Source organism: Curvibacter cyanobacteriorum (assembly GCF_028649475.1).
Lineage (GTDB): Bacteria > Pseudomonadota > Gammaproteobacteria > Burkholderiales > Burkholderiaceae_C > Curvibacter > Curvibacter cyanobacteriorum.
The window spans coordinates 128414-141858 of sequence record NZ_JAQSIP010000005.1; the positions used below are offsets into that span (position 1 = coordinate 128414).

The 13445-nt window shown below is 64.7% G+C and carries 16 protein-coding genes; 9 read left to right on the plus strand and 7 right to left on the minus strand.

The features are described 5' to 3' along the window. Positions 1-7: 7 nt before the first annotated feature. From PSQ40_RS12530 to PSQ40_RS12540, 3 genes are read left to right on the plus strand one after another with little or no spacing between them, the layout of a single operon-like run. Positions 8-544, plus strand: coding sequence for a DUF3833 domain-containing protein (locus PSQ40_RS12530; RefSeq protein ID WP_273951856.1), 537 nt, complete (start codon positions 8-10; stop codon positions 542-544). Between the two features lie 3 nt (positions 545-547). Then, positions 548-1330 carry an SDR family NAD(P)-dependent oxidoreductase gene (locus tag PSQ40_RS12535; protein WP_273951857.1) on the plus strand — a complete coding sequence of 261 codons (783 nt, stop codon included), beginning with the start codon at positions 548-550 and terminating at the stop codon, positions 1328-1330. Between the two features lie 26 nt (positions 1331-1356). Next, a complete protein-coding gene (locus PSQ40_RS12540) occupies positions 1357-1848 on the plus strand; it encodes a nuclear transport factor 2 family protein (protein ID WP_273951858.1) in 492 nt (163 codons plus the stop codon). A 71-nt stretch (positions 1849-1919) separates the two neighbouring features. Here PSQ40_RS12540 and PSQ40_RS12545 read toward each other — a convergent pair whose 3' ends face one another. After that, positions 1920-2534, minus strand: coding sequence for a glutathione S-transferase N-terminal domain-containing protein (locus PSQ40_RS12545; protein WP_273951859.1), 615 nt, complete (start codon positions 2532-2534; stop codon positions 1920-1922). Positions 2535-2626: 92 nt separating this feature from the next. Here PSQ40_RS12545 and purB point away from each other — a divergent pair, with 92 nt between their 5' ends. Together purB and PSQ40_RS12555 are read left to right on the plus strand one after the other, a co-directional pair. Continuing rightward, a complete protein-coding gene (gene purB / locus PSQ40_RS12550) occupies positions 2627-4006 on the plus strand; it encodes an adenylosuccinate lyase (RefSeq protein ID WP_273951860.1) in 1380 nt (459 codons plus the stop codon). Between the two features lie 170 nt (positions 4007-4176). Continuing rightward, entirely contained in the window at positions 4177-4737 is a 561-nt protein-coding gene (locus PSQ40_RS12555; protein ID WP_273951861.1) for a YaeQ family protein, read from the plus strand. Positions 4738-4747: 10 nt separating this feature from the next. Here the strand turns inward: PSQ40_RS12555 and PSQ40_RS12560 are convergent, their stop codons facing one another. Further along, the gene (locus tag PSQ40_RS12560; RefSeq protein ID WP_273951862.1) at positions 4748-5239 is read right to left on the minus strand and encodes a DUF3717 domain-containing protein; all 492 of its coding nucleotides are present in this window, start codon (positions 5237-5239) and stop codon (positions 4748-4750) included. 417 nt (positions 5240-5656) lie between these two features. On the opposite strand from PSQ40_RS12560, the gene PSQ40_RS12565 reads away from it, so the two are divergent. The 3 genes from PSQ40_RS12565 to PSQ40_RS12575 all read left to right on the plus strand — a co-directional run bounded on the left by PSQ40_RS12565 (position 5657) and on the right by PSQ40_RS12575 (position 7309). Next, complete coding sequence (locus PSQ40_RS12565) at positions 5657-6370, plus strand: TerC family protein (protein ID WP_273951863.1); 714 nt, start codon at positions 5657-5659, stop codon at positions 6368-6370. Between the two features lie 66 nt (positions 6371-6436). Beyond that, complete coding sequence (locus tag PSQ40_RS12570; protein ID WP_273951865.1) at positions 6437-6895, plus strand: hypothetical protein; 459 nt, start codon at positions 6437-6439, stop codon at positions 6893-6895. A 60-nt stretch (positions 6896-6955) separates the two neighbouring features. After that, positions 6956-7309: a phage holin family protein gene (locus tag PSQ40_RS12575; RefSeq protein WP_273951867.1), complete on the plus strand. Its 354-nt coding sequence runs from the start codon at positions 6956-6958 to the stop codon at positions 7307-7309. Here the strand turns inward: PSQ40_RS12575 and PSQ40_RS12580 are convergent. Both PSQ40_RS12580 and tfpZ read right to left on the minus strand, forming a co-directional pair. Beyond that, entirely contained in the window at positions 7277-8797 is a 1521-nt protein-coding gene (locus tag PSQ40_RS12580; RefSeq protein WP_337961830.1) for a M48 family metalloprotease, read from the minus strand. The two genes, PSQ40_RS12575 and PSQ40_RS12580, sit on opposite strands and share 33 nt — an antisense overlap. Positions 8798-8820: 23 nt before the next feature. Continuing rightward, a complete protein-coding gene (gene tfpZ / locus PSQ40_RS12585; RefSeq protein ID WP_273951868.1) occupies positions 8821-9585 on the minus strand; it encodes a TfpX/TfpZ family type IV pilin accessory protein in 765 nt (254 codons plus the stop codon). A gap of 68 nt (positions 9586-9653) precedes the next feature. Here tfpZ and moaC point away from each other — a divergent pair, with 68 nt between their 5' ends. Continuing rightward, positions 9654-10136: a cyclic pyranopterin monophosphate synthase MoaC gene (moaC, locus tag PSQ40_RS12590; RefSeq protein ID WP_273951869.1), complete on the plus strand. Its 483-nt coding sequence runs from the start codon at positions 9654-9656 to the stop codon at positions 10134-10136. On the opposite strand, the gene PSQ40_RS12595 is transcribed toward moaC, so the two are convergent. The 3 genes from PSQ40_RS12595 to PSQ40_RS12605 form a co-directional block, all read right to left on the minus strand. After that, on the minus strand, positions 10075-11883 hold the full coding sequence (locus PSQ40_RS12595) for a PglL family O-oligosaccharyltransferase (RefSeq protein ID WP_273951870.1): 1809 nt from the start codon (positions 11881-11883) through the stop codon (positions 10075-10077). The two genes, moaC and PSQ40_RS12595, sit on opposite strands and share 62 nt — an antisense overlap. Before the next feature lie 55 nt (positions 11884-11938). Next, positions 11939-12436: a pilin gene (locus PSQ40_RS12600; RefSeq protein ID WP_273951871.1), complete on the minus strand. Its 498-nt coding sequence runs from the start codon at positions 12434-12436 to the stop codon at positions 11939-11941. A gap of 208 nt (positions 12437-12644) precedes the next feature. Next, positions 12645-13436, minus strand: coding sequence for an MBL fold metallo-hydrolase (locus tag PSQ40_RS12605; protein ID WP_273951872.1), 792 nt, complete (start codon positions 13434-13436; stop codon positions 12645-12647). Between the last annotated feature and the right edge of the window lie 9 nt (positions 13437-13445).

The window sequence follows — 13445 nt, forward strand, 5'->3', positions numbered from 1 at the left end:
GTAAGTGATGCAACGACGACAAGTGATGTTGGGTGCCCTTGGCGCCAGCGCCTTGGCCCTGGGAGGCTGCGCCGGGCCCCAGGTCAGCGACTACCGCAACGAAAAACCCGTGCTGGACCTGCGCCAGTACTTCAACGGCCGGGTCGATGCCCAGGGGGTCTTCATGGACCGCAGTGGCCAGATCGTGAAGCGCTTCAGCGTGGTCATGGACTGCCAGTGGCAAGGCGCCCAAGGGGTGCTCGACGAGCAGTTCCTGTACGCCGATGGCAGCACCCAGCGCCGGGTCTGGCGCATCACCGACCTGGGGGGTGGCCGCTACAGCGGACGCGCCGACGACGTGGTGGGCGAGGCCACCGGCGAGGCCGCCGGCAACACCCTGCGCTGGGCCTACACGCTGGCCCTGCCCGTCGATGGCACGGTCTACCACGTGCAGTTTGACGACTGGATGATCCTGATGAATGACCAGGTCATGCTCAACCGCGCCACCATGAGCAAGTTCGGCGTGCGCCTGGGCGAGGTCATTCTGTCGTTTCAGAAACGCTGAGCCATGAGCCTCAATCCCCGCATCACCCGTTGGCAAGGCCGGCGTGTCTGGCTGATTGGCGCCTCCAGTGGCATCGGACGCGCCACCGCCAGCGCCTTGCACCACCGCGGCGCGCAAGTGATCGTGTCCGCGCGCAGTGCAGCGGCCCTGCACAGCTTTGTCGAGCAACACCCGGGCAGCGACGCCGTGGTGCTGGACTGTGCCGACGCGGCCCAGGTGCAGGCCGCGGGCCAGCGCCTGCTGACCGCCGGCCCGCTGGCCCTGGTGTGCTACTGCGCCGGCCACTACCGCGACCTGCGCGCCACCCAGTTCGACTTGGCCGAGATGCTGCGCCACCAGGAAGTCAACTACGTGGGCGCGCTCCATGTGCTGGCCGCCGTGCTGCCAGGGCTGCTGAGCCAAGCCCGCCAGGGGCAGCCAGCCCACCTGAGCCTGGTGAGCAGCGTGGCGGGCTTTCGGGGCCTGCCCAAGAGCCTGGCCTACGGGCCCACCAAGGCCGCCCTGATCAACCTGGCTGAAACGCTGTACCTGGACCTGCACGAGCACGGCGTCGGTGTGAGCGTGGTCAACCCAGGCTTTGTGGCCACCCCGCTGACGGCCCAGAACAATTTTTCGATGCCGGCCCTGATCACCCCGGAGGCGGCCGCACAGGCCATGCTGCAGGGTTGGGCGCAGGGCTGCTTTGACATCCATTTTCCGAAGCGCTTCACGCGCCTCATGAAGCTGCTGCGCCTGCTGCCCTATGGGCTTTACTTCCCGGTGGTGCGCCGCGCCACCGGCCTGTGACCCCGCTCCATCAGACTGCGCCACCGATGACCGTGATCCACTTCCCCCCGGCCACCCCGCCCACCCCCCAGGCCCCTGACACGGCGGCGCCGAGCGAGGCCTGGCCCCGCATCGTGCAGTTTTTTGAGCAGCTGCAAGCCAGCGACGTGGCGCGGCTGGGCCAGTTGTACGCCGCGGACGCCTACTTCAAGGACCCCTTCAACGAGGTGCGTGGCGTGCCGGCCATCGAGGGCGTGTTCGTGCATATGTTCCAGGCGCTGCACGAACCCCGCTTCGTCATCACCCACCAACTGGCGCAGGGCCAGGAGGCGTTCTTGAGCTGGGACTTTGTGTTCCGCTTCAAGGGGCTGGGCGGACCGCAGCTGCAGACCGTGCGCGGCGTCACCCACCTGCGGCTGGACCCGCAGGGCCGCATCGCCTGGCACCGCGACTACTGGGACGCGGCCGAAGAACTGTATGAAAAACTGCCCGGGCTGGGCACCCTGATGCGCTGGCTCAAACGGCGCGCCCGCAGCTGAACCGCCAGCGACAGCCCCATGAAAAAACCGGCCACGAGGGCCGGTTTGTGCGGGAGAGAAGCGGGACCGCGTCACTCGGGGCGCGTGTCCGCGAAGCTGGGACGCTGCATCAGCTTGTCCATCAGGCGCGCCAGGTTGGGGTGCTCGGTGCGCCAGGCGATCTCGGGGTAACGGAACTCGAGCCAACCCAGGGCACAGCCCACAGCGATGTCCGACAGGCTGAGGTGGATGCCACTGCAATAGGGCTTGTCACCGAGGCCTTGGCTCATGGCCTTGAGGGCTTCGTGGATCTTGCCGAACTGGCGGTCGATCCAGGCCTGGCAACGCTGCTCGGGCGGGCGGTGGGCCCAGACGACCTCCATGCGGGCCAGCAGACCGGCGTCCATCAGGCCGTCGGCCAGCGCCTCCCAGGTCTTGACCTCGGCACGCTCACGGCCTTGGGCCGGGATCAGCTTGCCGACCGGGGACAGGGTGTCGAGGTATTCAACGATCACGCGCGAGTCAAACACGGCTTCGCCGCCCTCCATCACCAGACAGGGCACCTTGCCCAGGGGGTTGGAGCTGCTGATCGTGGTGTCGTCGGCCCAGACGTTCTCAACAACGAACTGGTAATCGAGTTTTTTTTCAGCCATCACGATGCGCACTTTGCGCACATAGGGGCTGGTGGTGGATCCGATCAGTTTCATGGGTCTCATTATCAGGGTAGGGGACGCCAGGTCCTTGGGGCGCATTCTATCGAGTCCCCCCTTGCCCGAGGCGGGCGTCCTACAATTCAGGGATGAGCTCCTCACCCATCTCCGCCCTCTCGCCGCTGGACGGCCGTTACGCCAGCAAACTCAGCCCCCTGCGCCCACTCATGAGTGAGTTGGGTTACATGCACCGCCGCGTGCAGGTGGAGGTGGCCTGGTTCATCGCCCTGTCGGACGCCGGCTTCGCCGAATTCAAGCCCCTGACCCCGGGCGCCCGCACCTACCTGCTGGGCCTGGTGAAGAACTTCTCCGAGGCCGACGGCCTGGCCATCAAAGAGATCGAAAAGACCACCAACCACGACGTGAAGGCCGTGGAGTACTGGATCAAGTCCAAGTTCGACGCCCGCCCCGAATTGCTGGCCGCGTCGGAGTTCGTGCACTTTGCCTGCACCAGTGAAGACATCAACAACACCAGCCACGCCCTGCAGATCAAGGCCGCCCGCGACCAGGTGATCCTGCCCGCCCTGGATGGCCTGATCAACAAGCTGCGCGACATGGCCCAGGCCTACGCCGACGTGCCGCTGCTGAGCCGCACCCACGGCCAGACCGCCAGCCCCACCACCGTCGGCAAGGAAGTCGCCAACGTGCTGGTGCGCCTGGCCGCCGCGCGCGAGAAGATCGCAGCCGTCAAGCTGATGGGCAAGATGAACGGGGCCGTCGGCAACTACAACGCCCACCTCTCGGCCTGGCCTGACTTTGACTGGGAAGCCTTCAGCCGCAAGGTCATCGAAACCCCCGAGCCGCTGGGCCTGGGCCTGACCTTCCAGCCCTACAGCATCCAGATCGAGCCGCACGATTACATGGCCGAGTTCTTCGACGCTGTGGCCCGCGCCAACACCATCCTGGTGGACTGGGCTCGCGACGTGTGGGGCTATGTGAGCCTGGGTTACTTCAAGCAGCGCCTGAAGGCCGGCGAAATCGGTTCGTCGACCATGCCGCACAAGGTCAACCCGATCGACTTCGAAAACGCCGAAGGCAACCTCGGTCTGGCCAACGCCGTGCTGCGCCACCTGAGCGAAAAGCTGCCCGTCAGCCGCTGGCAGCGTGACCTGACCGACAGCACCGTGCTGCGCAACATTGGCGTCGCACTGGGCTATGCCTCGCTGGCCTACAGCTCGCTGAGCACCGGTCTGAACAAGCTCGAACTCAACGAAGAAGCGCTGGCCGCCGACCTCGACGCGTCGTGGGAAGTGCTGGCCGAGCCGATCCAGACCGTCATGCGCCGATTCGGCGTGCAAGGCGCCTACGAGAAGCTCAAGGAAGTCACCCGCGGCAAGACCGTGACGGCCGAAGCCCTGCACGGCCTGATCCGCTCGCTGGAGATCCCGCAAGCCGAAAAGGACCGCCTGCTCGCCATGACGCCGGCCAGCTACGTGGGCAAGGCCGCCGAACTGGCGCGCCGCGCCTGACGCCCCCTGCCACCGTGTCCTGCCCCCAGGCCTGCGGGCCCTGGGGTGGGCGAACGGGGCCTCGCGGGCCCGCAGGCCACCCGGCCGAGCGGGCCCTGGTCACCACCTGCATGTCCTCTGCGCCTTGGCCTTGCCTTGCTCTTTGGCGCCGGGCCTGAACACCCTATCCCATGGCCCTCAAATCCACCATCTTCAAAGCCTCGCTGTCGATTGCCGACATCGACCACAACTACTACGCCGACCACGCGCTGACGCTGGCCCGCCACCCCAGCGAGACCGATGAACGCATGATGGTGCGCCTGGCGGCGCTGGCCTTGCAGGCCCACTGGCTGCAAGACCTGTGCAACGGCGACGGCACCCTGGCCTTCGGCGCCGGCCTGTCGGACCCGGACGACCCCGACGTGTCGCTGACCGATTTCACGGGCCAGAAGCGGGTCTGGGTGGAAGTGGGTCAGCCCGAAGACAAGCCCCTGCTCAAGGCCTGCCAAAAGTCGGATCAGGTGCTGGTCTATTGCTTCCACCACGCCGCTGAAGTCTGGTGGCGGGGCATGGAAAGCAAGGTCGCCCGCATGGACAAGCTGCAGGTCTGGCGGGTGCCCACCGACAGCTCGCAGGCGCTGGCCAAGCTGGCACAGCGCAGCATGCAGTTGCAGGCCACGGTGCAGGAAAACACCCTGATGCTCGGCGACGGCGTGCAGACCGTCGACATCGAGTGCGTGCGCTGGAAATGAACTGAGGCGCTCAGTCCTCGCCCAGGCGCGGCCGTGGCCGCCGGCGCGCCGGGGGCTGCTGGCCGGCTGCAGCCACAGCAGCGACCGCCGCATGGGGGCCTTCGGCGGCGCGCTCGACATAGCGGTTGAAACGCCAGGCATCGCCCTCCAGGGTGATGCGGCGCCAGGTGTGGCGCTTCTCGGCCGGGCTCATGCCCGGCCAGTGCTGCACCTCGGAGAAAGTGCGGCCACAGCCCTTGCACAACTCGTCGCCCTGGCTGGTCGAGCAGATCGCAATGCAGGGGGTGTCGGGCGTGCTGTCGTACCAGTGTTGCCAGGCCGCGGCGGCGGCCACGGGCAGGGTGAACTCGTCGGCCTCGTCCTCGTGGAAATACACCATCAGCGCATACACCTCGGCCAAGGCACGCAACTCGGGCGGCAAGGTCACGCCGTCGGGCGATGGCCTTTTGTGGCGCCAGTAGTTGATGGCACTTTCGATGTCGGTGATGTGGATTCCAGCCATGGCAAAAAAGGATCAGGGGGCGCGATCATAAGGCCCGACCACCCGCGCCGGGCGGGAGCACACCGATGCCCTTGGCCCCGACAGGCCCGAACAAGACCCCATGAATAATCCGGTTTTTTGTTGGTTCCGTCCGAGTGATGGTTAAATCAGTGCCACGAAGGGGAGTAGCTCCCTCGGTCATTTCGGCGTATAGCGCTGTTTGACCAGATCAGCAAGTCGTCAATACGAAGCACTTCAATGGCTTCCGGCTTGCTGGGCATATTTCTGCATGTCTCCATGCCGAGCAAGACCTTCGATTCGAACCTGGAGCAGGGTTTGGTCGAAGTGCGCTTGGAGCCGCACCCGCTTGGGTGCGCGCGTCTGATCCATCGTCCACCGCATCCAGGGTATGTATTTCCACATCTGGAGCCTTTTCGCATGGAATTCATGTCCGCACCCTGGTGGTCCGCTTTGCTGGCCATCATCCTCATCGACCTCGTTCTCGCCGGCGACAACGCGATCGTGATCGCCCTGGCCGCACGCAACCTGCCGCCCAACCTGCAGAAGAAAGCCATCCTTTGGGGCACGGTGGGCGCGATTGCCGTGCGCTCCGTGATGACCGTGGGGGTGGTCTGGCTGCTCAAGGTCCCGGGCCTGATGCTGGTCGGGGGGTTGGGCCTGCTGTGGATCGCCTACAAGCTGCTGGCTGACCAAGAGGACGAGCATGGCGACGGCCCCGTGGTCAGCACCTTCTGGGGTGCCATGAAGACCATTGTGGTGGCCGACGCCCTGATGGGGATCGACAACGTGCTGGGCGTGGCCGGCGCTGCCCACGGCGCTTTTGACCTGGTCATTCTGGGCCTGCTGATCAGCGTGCCCATCGTGGTGTTCGGCAGCTCGGTGGTGCTCAAGCTGGTGGAACGCTTCCCCATCATCATCCAAGCCGGTGCCGCCGTGCTGGCGTTCACGGCTGCCAAGATGATCATTGGCGAACCGCTGCTGGACGCTGTGTTCGATCCGCCGGAGACGGTCAACAGCATTGCGCGCTGGGCCACCTACACCGTCGCCATCCTGGGCGTGCTGGGTGCCGGTTGGCTGAGCACGCGCCGCCGTGGTAACGGCGATACATCGTCCCAAAATACCGCTGCCTGAGGCAAGATAGGCATGAGCCCAGTTGATTCAACCCGGCCGACCGAGGCCACGACGCAAGGAGACGCTATGGACACCCTGATTGCCTATATCGACGACGGCGAGCATGCCAGCCAGATGCTGCTGCCCATGCGGGCGGCCCGCCAAGCCGACGCCCCCAACACGCAGTGGATCCTGGTGGCCTGCCCGCCCCGCATGACCCGTCGGGTCAGCCAATGGGTGAGCCATGCCAACCGCGAACACTGGCGCGCGCGCTGGGCTGAAAAAGTGCTCGGTCCGCTGGTCGACCAGCTGCGCAGCCAAGGGGACCAGGTCACCTGGCAACTGGCCCAGCAACCCTTGGTCTCGCTGACCCAGAGCCTGCGCCAACAGCACCCCACGGCTCGGGTGCTCGATGCGCGTCGGCCCAAGCTGGGTGTGGACCTGGCACCGGTGAGCGCCGATCAGCCCGCTTCGCGTGACGCCCGCTGGAGCGTGCCGAGCGCCCTCGTGGGCATGGGCGCCGCCCTGCTGCTGGCCACGGACTGACGTCCTCCCCACCCGCCCCCCCCTGGACCTGGGGGCGGGACCGGGTGCTATGCTGCGCCCATGAAACTCATCCTCAAATGGCTGCTCAGCGCTGCATCGCTGCTGTTTGTGGCCTATGTCTATGCCGGCGTGCAGGTCAGCAGCTTTGCTTCGGCCCTGATCGCGGCCTTGGTGATCGGCCTGCTCAACACCTTGCTGCGCCCCCTGCTGGTGCTGTTGACCTTGCCGGTCACAGTGGTCACGCTGGGCCTGTTCCTGTTCGTCATCAACGCGCTGATGTTCTGGGCCGCCGCCACCGTGCTGGACGGCTTTCAGGTCACGGGATTTGTGGCGGCGCTGATCGGCTCACTGATCTACTCGGGCCTGGGCATGGTGATCGAGTCAGCGCTGGCTCGCCTGCTCCCGCAGGAGTAAACCCACCTCGCGCGATCGCGCGTCAATGATCGATGCTTCGACGTGGTCGGTGCCGGCCTCGCCGCCACGGCGCACCAACTCCTGCGCGGCCTTGAAGCGGTCCATCGCGGCCTGGAAGTCAAAGCGAGCCACCTGGGCCTCGGCCTCGGCGCGCAAGGCACGCAAGGGCTTGCCTGCGGCGCGCCAGGCCTGGGCCAGCAACAGCCACGCCCCCGCGTCGTGCGGCCGCAGCGTGACCCAGGTCTGCAGGGTTTCGGCGGACGCCTCAACCGCATCGCGCCCCCCTTGGGCCAAGCGCCCCTGGACCGCCAAAAACAACGCTGGTCGTGGCCCCTGGGCGCTCAAGGGCTGCGCAGCGGCCACCGCAGGTCGTCCCGCGGCTAGGTCGACCTCGGCCAACAGCCAGGTTTGCAGGCGCTGCGCCTCAGGCTGGCCCCGCACCTTGTCTTGCAGGCGGGCCGCCCACTGGCGTGCCTTGGGCAGGTCGCGCAACTGCAAGGCGGCCAGCGCCGCGGTGTACAGGATGCCGGCCTGGCGGGTCACGGGCAGGGCCGCAAAGCCCGCGCCCTCGGGCTCGGCCACCCATTGGCGCTGCTGGTCGATGTTCACACTGCTCAAGGCCCGGGCACGGGCGGCGATCAGTGCATGCTCCAGCGTGAGGGGCGCAGGCACCACCTCCTTGAGTTGCTGGCGTGCCTGCATGTCGGCAATGCGCTCAGTGGTCAGCGGGTGGCTGCGCAGGTAGGGATAGGCGCCGTTGTCGTTCAGGCGCGACGCCTGCTGCAGCTTGTCAAACATGGTGACGAAGCCCTGGCCGTTGTAGCCAGCGTCGGTCATCACGCTGTAGCCCACCCGATCTGCCTCGCGCTCCATGTCGCGCGAGAAGCGCAACTGGTTCTGCAGGGTCAGCGCCTGGCCACCCACCATCAGCGCACTGGCCGCGTCGGGGCTTTTGCTGGCGGCCAGCGCGGCCAGGATCAGAGCCGCAATCATCAGCGGTGTCTGCTGACCTTCCTTGGACATGAGGCGCGCAATGTGCCGCTGCGTGATGTGGCTCAGTTCGTGGCCCAGCACCGAGGCCAGTTCATCGCGGTTGGCCACCACGGCGATCAAGCCGAGGTACACCCCCATGTAGCCCCCGGGCAGTGCAAAAGCGTTGACCTGCCGATCCCGCCCCAGCACCACGGTCCAGGCAAAGCGCTCGTCTTGGTCGGGGGTCAGCTCGCCGCGCGCGCGTGCGGCCTGCATGAGGGACAACCAGATGTCCTCGACATAGGCCTGCAGCACCGGGTCATCGAGGTAATCGGGGTCACGAAACAACTCCCGGGCGATCTGATCCCCCAGGCGGCGCTCCGCCCCCAAGGTCATGCCGTCGCCGCCCCCCATCGAAGGCAATTGCGCGGTCGCCAGCGGCGGTGCGCTCAGGCTGGCACACAGCAGCCACGCGACGGGACGCCACCAAGACCGAGAGAATGAAAAACGCGCCACGGCGGCACCTGCTCAACAAGAGGTCAGAAGGAGTCGATGGGCAGGAAACCCTGCACCGACCAAGAAACGGGGTCCAGCACCACGGTCCAGAACAGCTTGCGCCCCACCATGGGAATGTAGACCAGGGCATCGCTGGGGGCGCCAGCGGGTCGCTGGCGCAGCCATTCGGCGATGACCGGGGCCTGGGCGGGCAAGCGCTGGCTCAGCTCACCCAAGGGGCGAGCAACCGCCTGGAGGGCCTGATGGGCCTGGTCATAGGGCTGCCAGAGGTCTGGTCGGGCGGACAAGGACACGCCACTGAGGGCCGCCAAGGTCGCTTCCTGCTCTTCTTGGGGGCTCTTGAACGGACGCAAAGCCACCAGGGTCGGGCCACGCCAGGGCAGTGCCTGCAGCCCAGGAGGTGCCTGCGCCAGCAGCCCCTCATCGATCTCGACCGCATGGACCACCCGGAAGCGGTTGATCTCGAACACCAGGTGCACCGGTCGCGCCACCGCCACGGTCCACAGGCCATAGCACAGCGCCGCCACCTGTAACAGGCCGATGACCGAGAAGTCGAGTACCCGTTCGCGCCGGGATTTGGCCGGGTTGAAAACCAGCAGGGTGATCAGGGGGCCGACGATGACATCGACACCCACCACCAACAAAAACAGCTCGCGCCCGCCCGAAACCTCGCGGTAGGGGTAGGGGTACCAAAGCCCGAACACCACGGCCGCGGCCAAAGCTGCGACCATCAAGCTCAACGACAGGTGAAGGCCGCTGGCGCGCAGCCTCGCTGGGATAGGTTTCATACCCGTATGATGGCGAAAAAATGTTAACCCACGGCAAACCGATGGCTTGCCGCACTGCGCCCGCCGCCATGAATCCCCTGACCCACTTTGACGAACACGGCCAAGCCCACATGGTGGACGTCGGTGCCAAGGACCACACCCGCCGGGTGGCCGTGGCCCAGGGCTCGATTTTGATGGAAGCGGCCACCCTGGCGTTGATCCTGTCGGGCAGCGCCAAGAAGGGCGATGTGCTGGGCATTGCGCGCATCGCGGGCATCCAGGGCGCCAAAAAGACCAGCGACCTGATCCCCCTGTGCCACCCGATCGCCCTGACCCGTGTGGCAGTGGACTTTGAACCCTTGCCCAACGATCAAGGCTGCGGTGTGCGCTGCACCGCACGCACCGAATGCACCGGCCCCACCGGGGTCGAGATGGAAGCCCTGACCGCGGTGCAGGTGGCGCTGCTGACGATCTACGACATGTGCAAGGCCGCCGACCGCGGCATGACCATCACGAACGTCCGCCTGCTGGAGAAGCAGGGCGGGAAGTCGGGTCATTTTGTGGCAGCGTGAGGGCCTCTTTCGGAGGTGGCCGGTTGTCGTAGAACACGTCTGGTGAGGGGGCCTGGCGCAGGACTTCTGTGAGTTCGGGGTAGGGGCCTGCGGCGAACGCTTGCAAGGCCTTGAGCTCCTGTTCATAGGTGGCGCGGCCATAGACGTTGCCCATGGTGCGCAACTGATGCAGGGCTTCATCGCCTTGGTGGTTGAGGGCTAATGCGACGATGTACTTGCGATGTAAGCCACCCCAAATGAAGTTACGGTTGGTCTGTTCGATGCGCTTCAGTTCATCCGTCGACATACCTCGGCGTGGCTCAAGGCGCCCCAGCGTCAACAGAGCATCGAACTGATCGAGCAAATGCAACTCTGGGTCCTCAAACTCGGCAGGGCGCGCACCCACCTTGCGCATTTCAAAACGCATCACCCGATAGGCGTCTTCAACTTCGGCATATTCCCAAGCCACCCCAATCGCCAAACCGGACCAAACCAGAAACACACTGGCGAAGACCAACTGCTGCACGTGGCTGCCATTGATGTCGCGTGCCCCACTGGACAATGCCTCGGAGGCCAAGCGCGCGCAGAGACCGCCCCAGACCACTGCCACCGGAAACAAAAAGAAGGCATACGCAAACGGGAACTCCAGCTGGGAATGCACCAGCACAGGGATCGTGAATGCCAGCAACGCCACATCCAGAGGCTGTCGAGCTCGCCAGACCAGACGCGCCAAAAACCAGATCATCAACCCGATCGTGACCAGCCCCAGCGGGATACCCAACCATGCCAGCAAGTCCAACGGCAGATTGTGAGCATAGTCGGTCGGCACCGGGCCGGGCCAGACCTCCGCGCCCACCCGCTGAGCAGCAGTTGTCGCGCGCCAACCGTACCCGAACCAAGGCGCTTGGGAAAGTCCCTCCAGGACTTGCCGCCAGAGGATCATCCGGATGCTGTCGGTTCCAAACTGGAGGTCACGGGGAGCCTCCAAACCGGCGCTCAACGCGAGCGCGCCGTGGAGCATGCGCAGGCCCCATAAACCACCAGCCCAGGCCAACACCTGACGCCATGGCACAGAGCGACCCGCACGCCACTCTGCCACCAACCAGTAAACGCAGACACAAACCACGCTGAGCAAGGCGGCACGTGATTCCGTGAGCACAATGCCGAAACTCAAGGCCAACACCACCAAGCCCAACACCCACGGCCCCAAGCGTTGAAAACGATAAAGACCATAGCTGGCGACGACCGACATCACGAGCAAGGTTCCCAATAGATTGGGCTGAGCCAGATTGCCAACAGCGCGGCCGCCAACGCCAAGATCAACCGCAAAGATCCCAATGGAATCTTCCACACTGAGCCACTGGGTAGCGGCTACGTAGGTCGAAAGCCCGCCAGCGATCAACAGCACGAAAGCGGTAACAACCAGGTACCTTGAGGCCGCAGAGCGGTCCTGAACCAACGAAAAACCCAGAGCCCATGCCACCCCAGCGCCCACAACATACAGGCTGACCAGCAGTGCTTCTCCATGAAAGTAAATGAGCCCCAAGGCCCACTGCCAGCCCACGATCACCAATAGCCAGGCCCACACAGCCCAGGCCTGTTTTGGTAGCAGGCCAATCTTCCTCCACCCAATTTGACAACCCCCAAATATTGCCAGGGCAACAAACGTCAGCGCTTCGTTGTGAAAACTGGTCCAAGGAGGGTAATGGTTGGGGGCCAGCCAACTCAAGGCAAGGAGGGCTGCGGCAAGTGATAACAGGATCGGCATAAAAAAACGCCCCGTCCGGGGCGTTTCCTGGTGATAGGCTGCTCAAGCAGGTTGATCAACCGCGGCAGGAACCCGGCAGATACTTGGAGGGCATGGTGGTGCCGTCAGAGGATTTGCCACAGCGCCAGCCGTAAAGCGGGGTACCAATATTGGTCGTAGCAGCTGCAGTGGTGGCGTTGGCCAACGGCACCAGGGTCACCACTTTGGCATCCACGTTGGTATCAGAGAACCCTTGAGTGGTCACCGAGATCTTGCCGTTTGCATCGGTGGTGACAGAAGCAACGTACTTGGTCTGCTGAGATGCGTTAGACGTGCCAGTGCCAGTCTCGCAACCCCAGCCATTGGCAGCCGGCACGCTGGAAGCGCTACCCGTCTGGTACGTTTCCGTGATCGAAGTGCGGCAAGCCGAACCAGCCAAAATGACTTCCGACACCTTGGCGCGCACGGTGTAGTCTTGGTAAGCCGGCAGGGCCACTGCGGCCAAGATGCCGATGATCGCAACCACGATCATCAGTTCGATCAAGGTGAAACCTTGTTGGATGGAACGCTTCATGTGAAAACTCCTGAAATGAAGGGGATAGACAGTCCAATTCAGCAGATTCCATGCCACCCCCGAATCAAACCTTCCGGGGGTTCAGAACAGGGTTTGGCGGACAGAAATGTCGGGAAGTGCATCATCTGAATCCAGATGTTGATACCAAACCGACATTTTTGTCATGTCAAAAATGTCAGATATTGATGATGCAAGGCCGTTCGCGAACTCAAATGATGAATTCGTCACCGGCAGTCAGCCATTTGAGGGTCAGAGGCCAACCGACCGGGTGGTCCGCGTGGGCCTCCAGGGCCGTCAACTGGGCGGCGATGTCGGCGGTTTCCGAGGGCTTGGTGTGGGTGATGTGAATCGGGTATTCAGGGGCGCGGGGCAGGTGGCGCAATTCCTGGATCAGGGTGATCGGTGACAAGTGCCCGCTGCGCACCGCCAGCTCATGCTCAGCCTCCCCGAACGCGGTCTCGATGACCAGGGCTTTGACTGGCAGCTGCTGCACTCGGGCCCAGAAGCGGGCGTCGCCACCGGTGTCACCGCTGAAGACCCAGGCGCCCGTGCCGCCATCCACCGCCACCCCCACGGCCGGGACCGAATGGGTCGCAGGCAGGACCTCGACCTGCAAACCCGCCAGTGACAGCACGTCGCCCGTGTCGAACGGGTGCAGGGTCACAAAAGGCCGGTCCGGGCGCGGCAGGCGCGTGAAATCAGGCCAGATCACGTCATTGAACACATGCTGGCGCAAGGCCTGCAGGGTGGCCGTGAGACCGTGCACGCGCAGCGGTTGCTGGCGCAACTTGGCGACGGCGTCCAACATCAACGGCAGGGCCGCGATGTGGTCGAGGTGGGAATGGGTCAGGAACACATCGTCGATGCGCGCCATCTCGGCCAGGGTCAAGTCGCCCACGCCGGTGCCTGCGTCGATCAGCAATTGCGAATCAACCAAAAAGGAGGTGGTACGGCAGTCCCGTGCGATGGCACCAGAACATCCCAGAACCCGAATTCTCATGAAGCCATC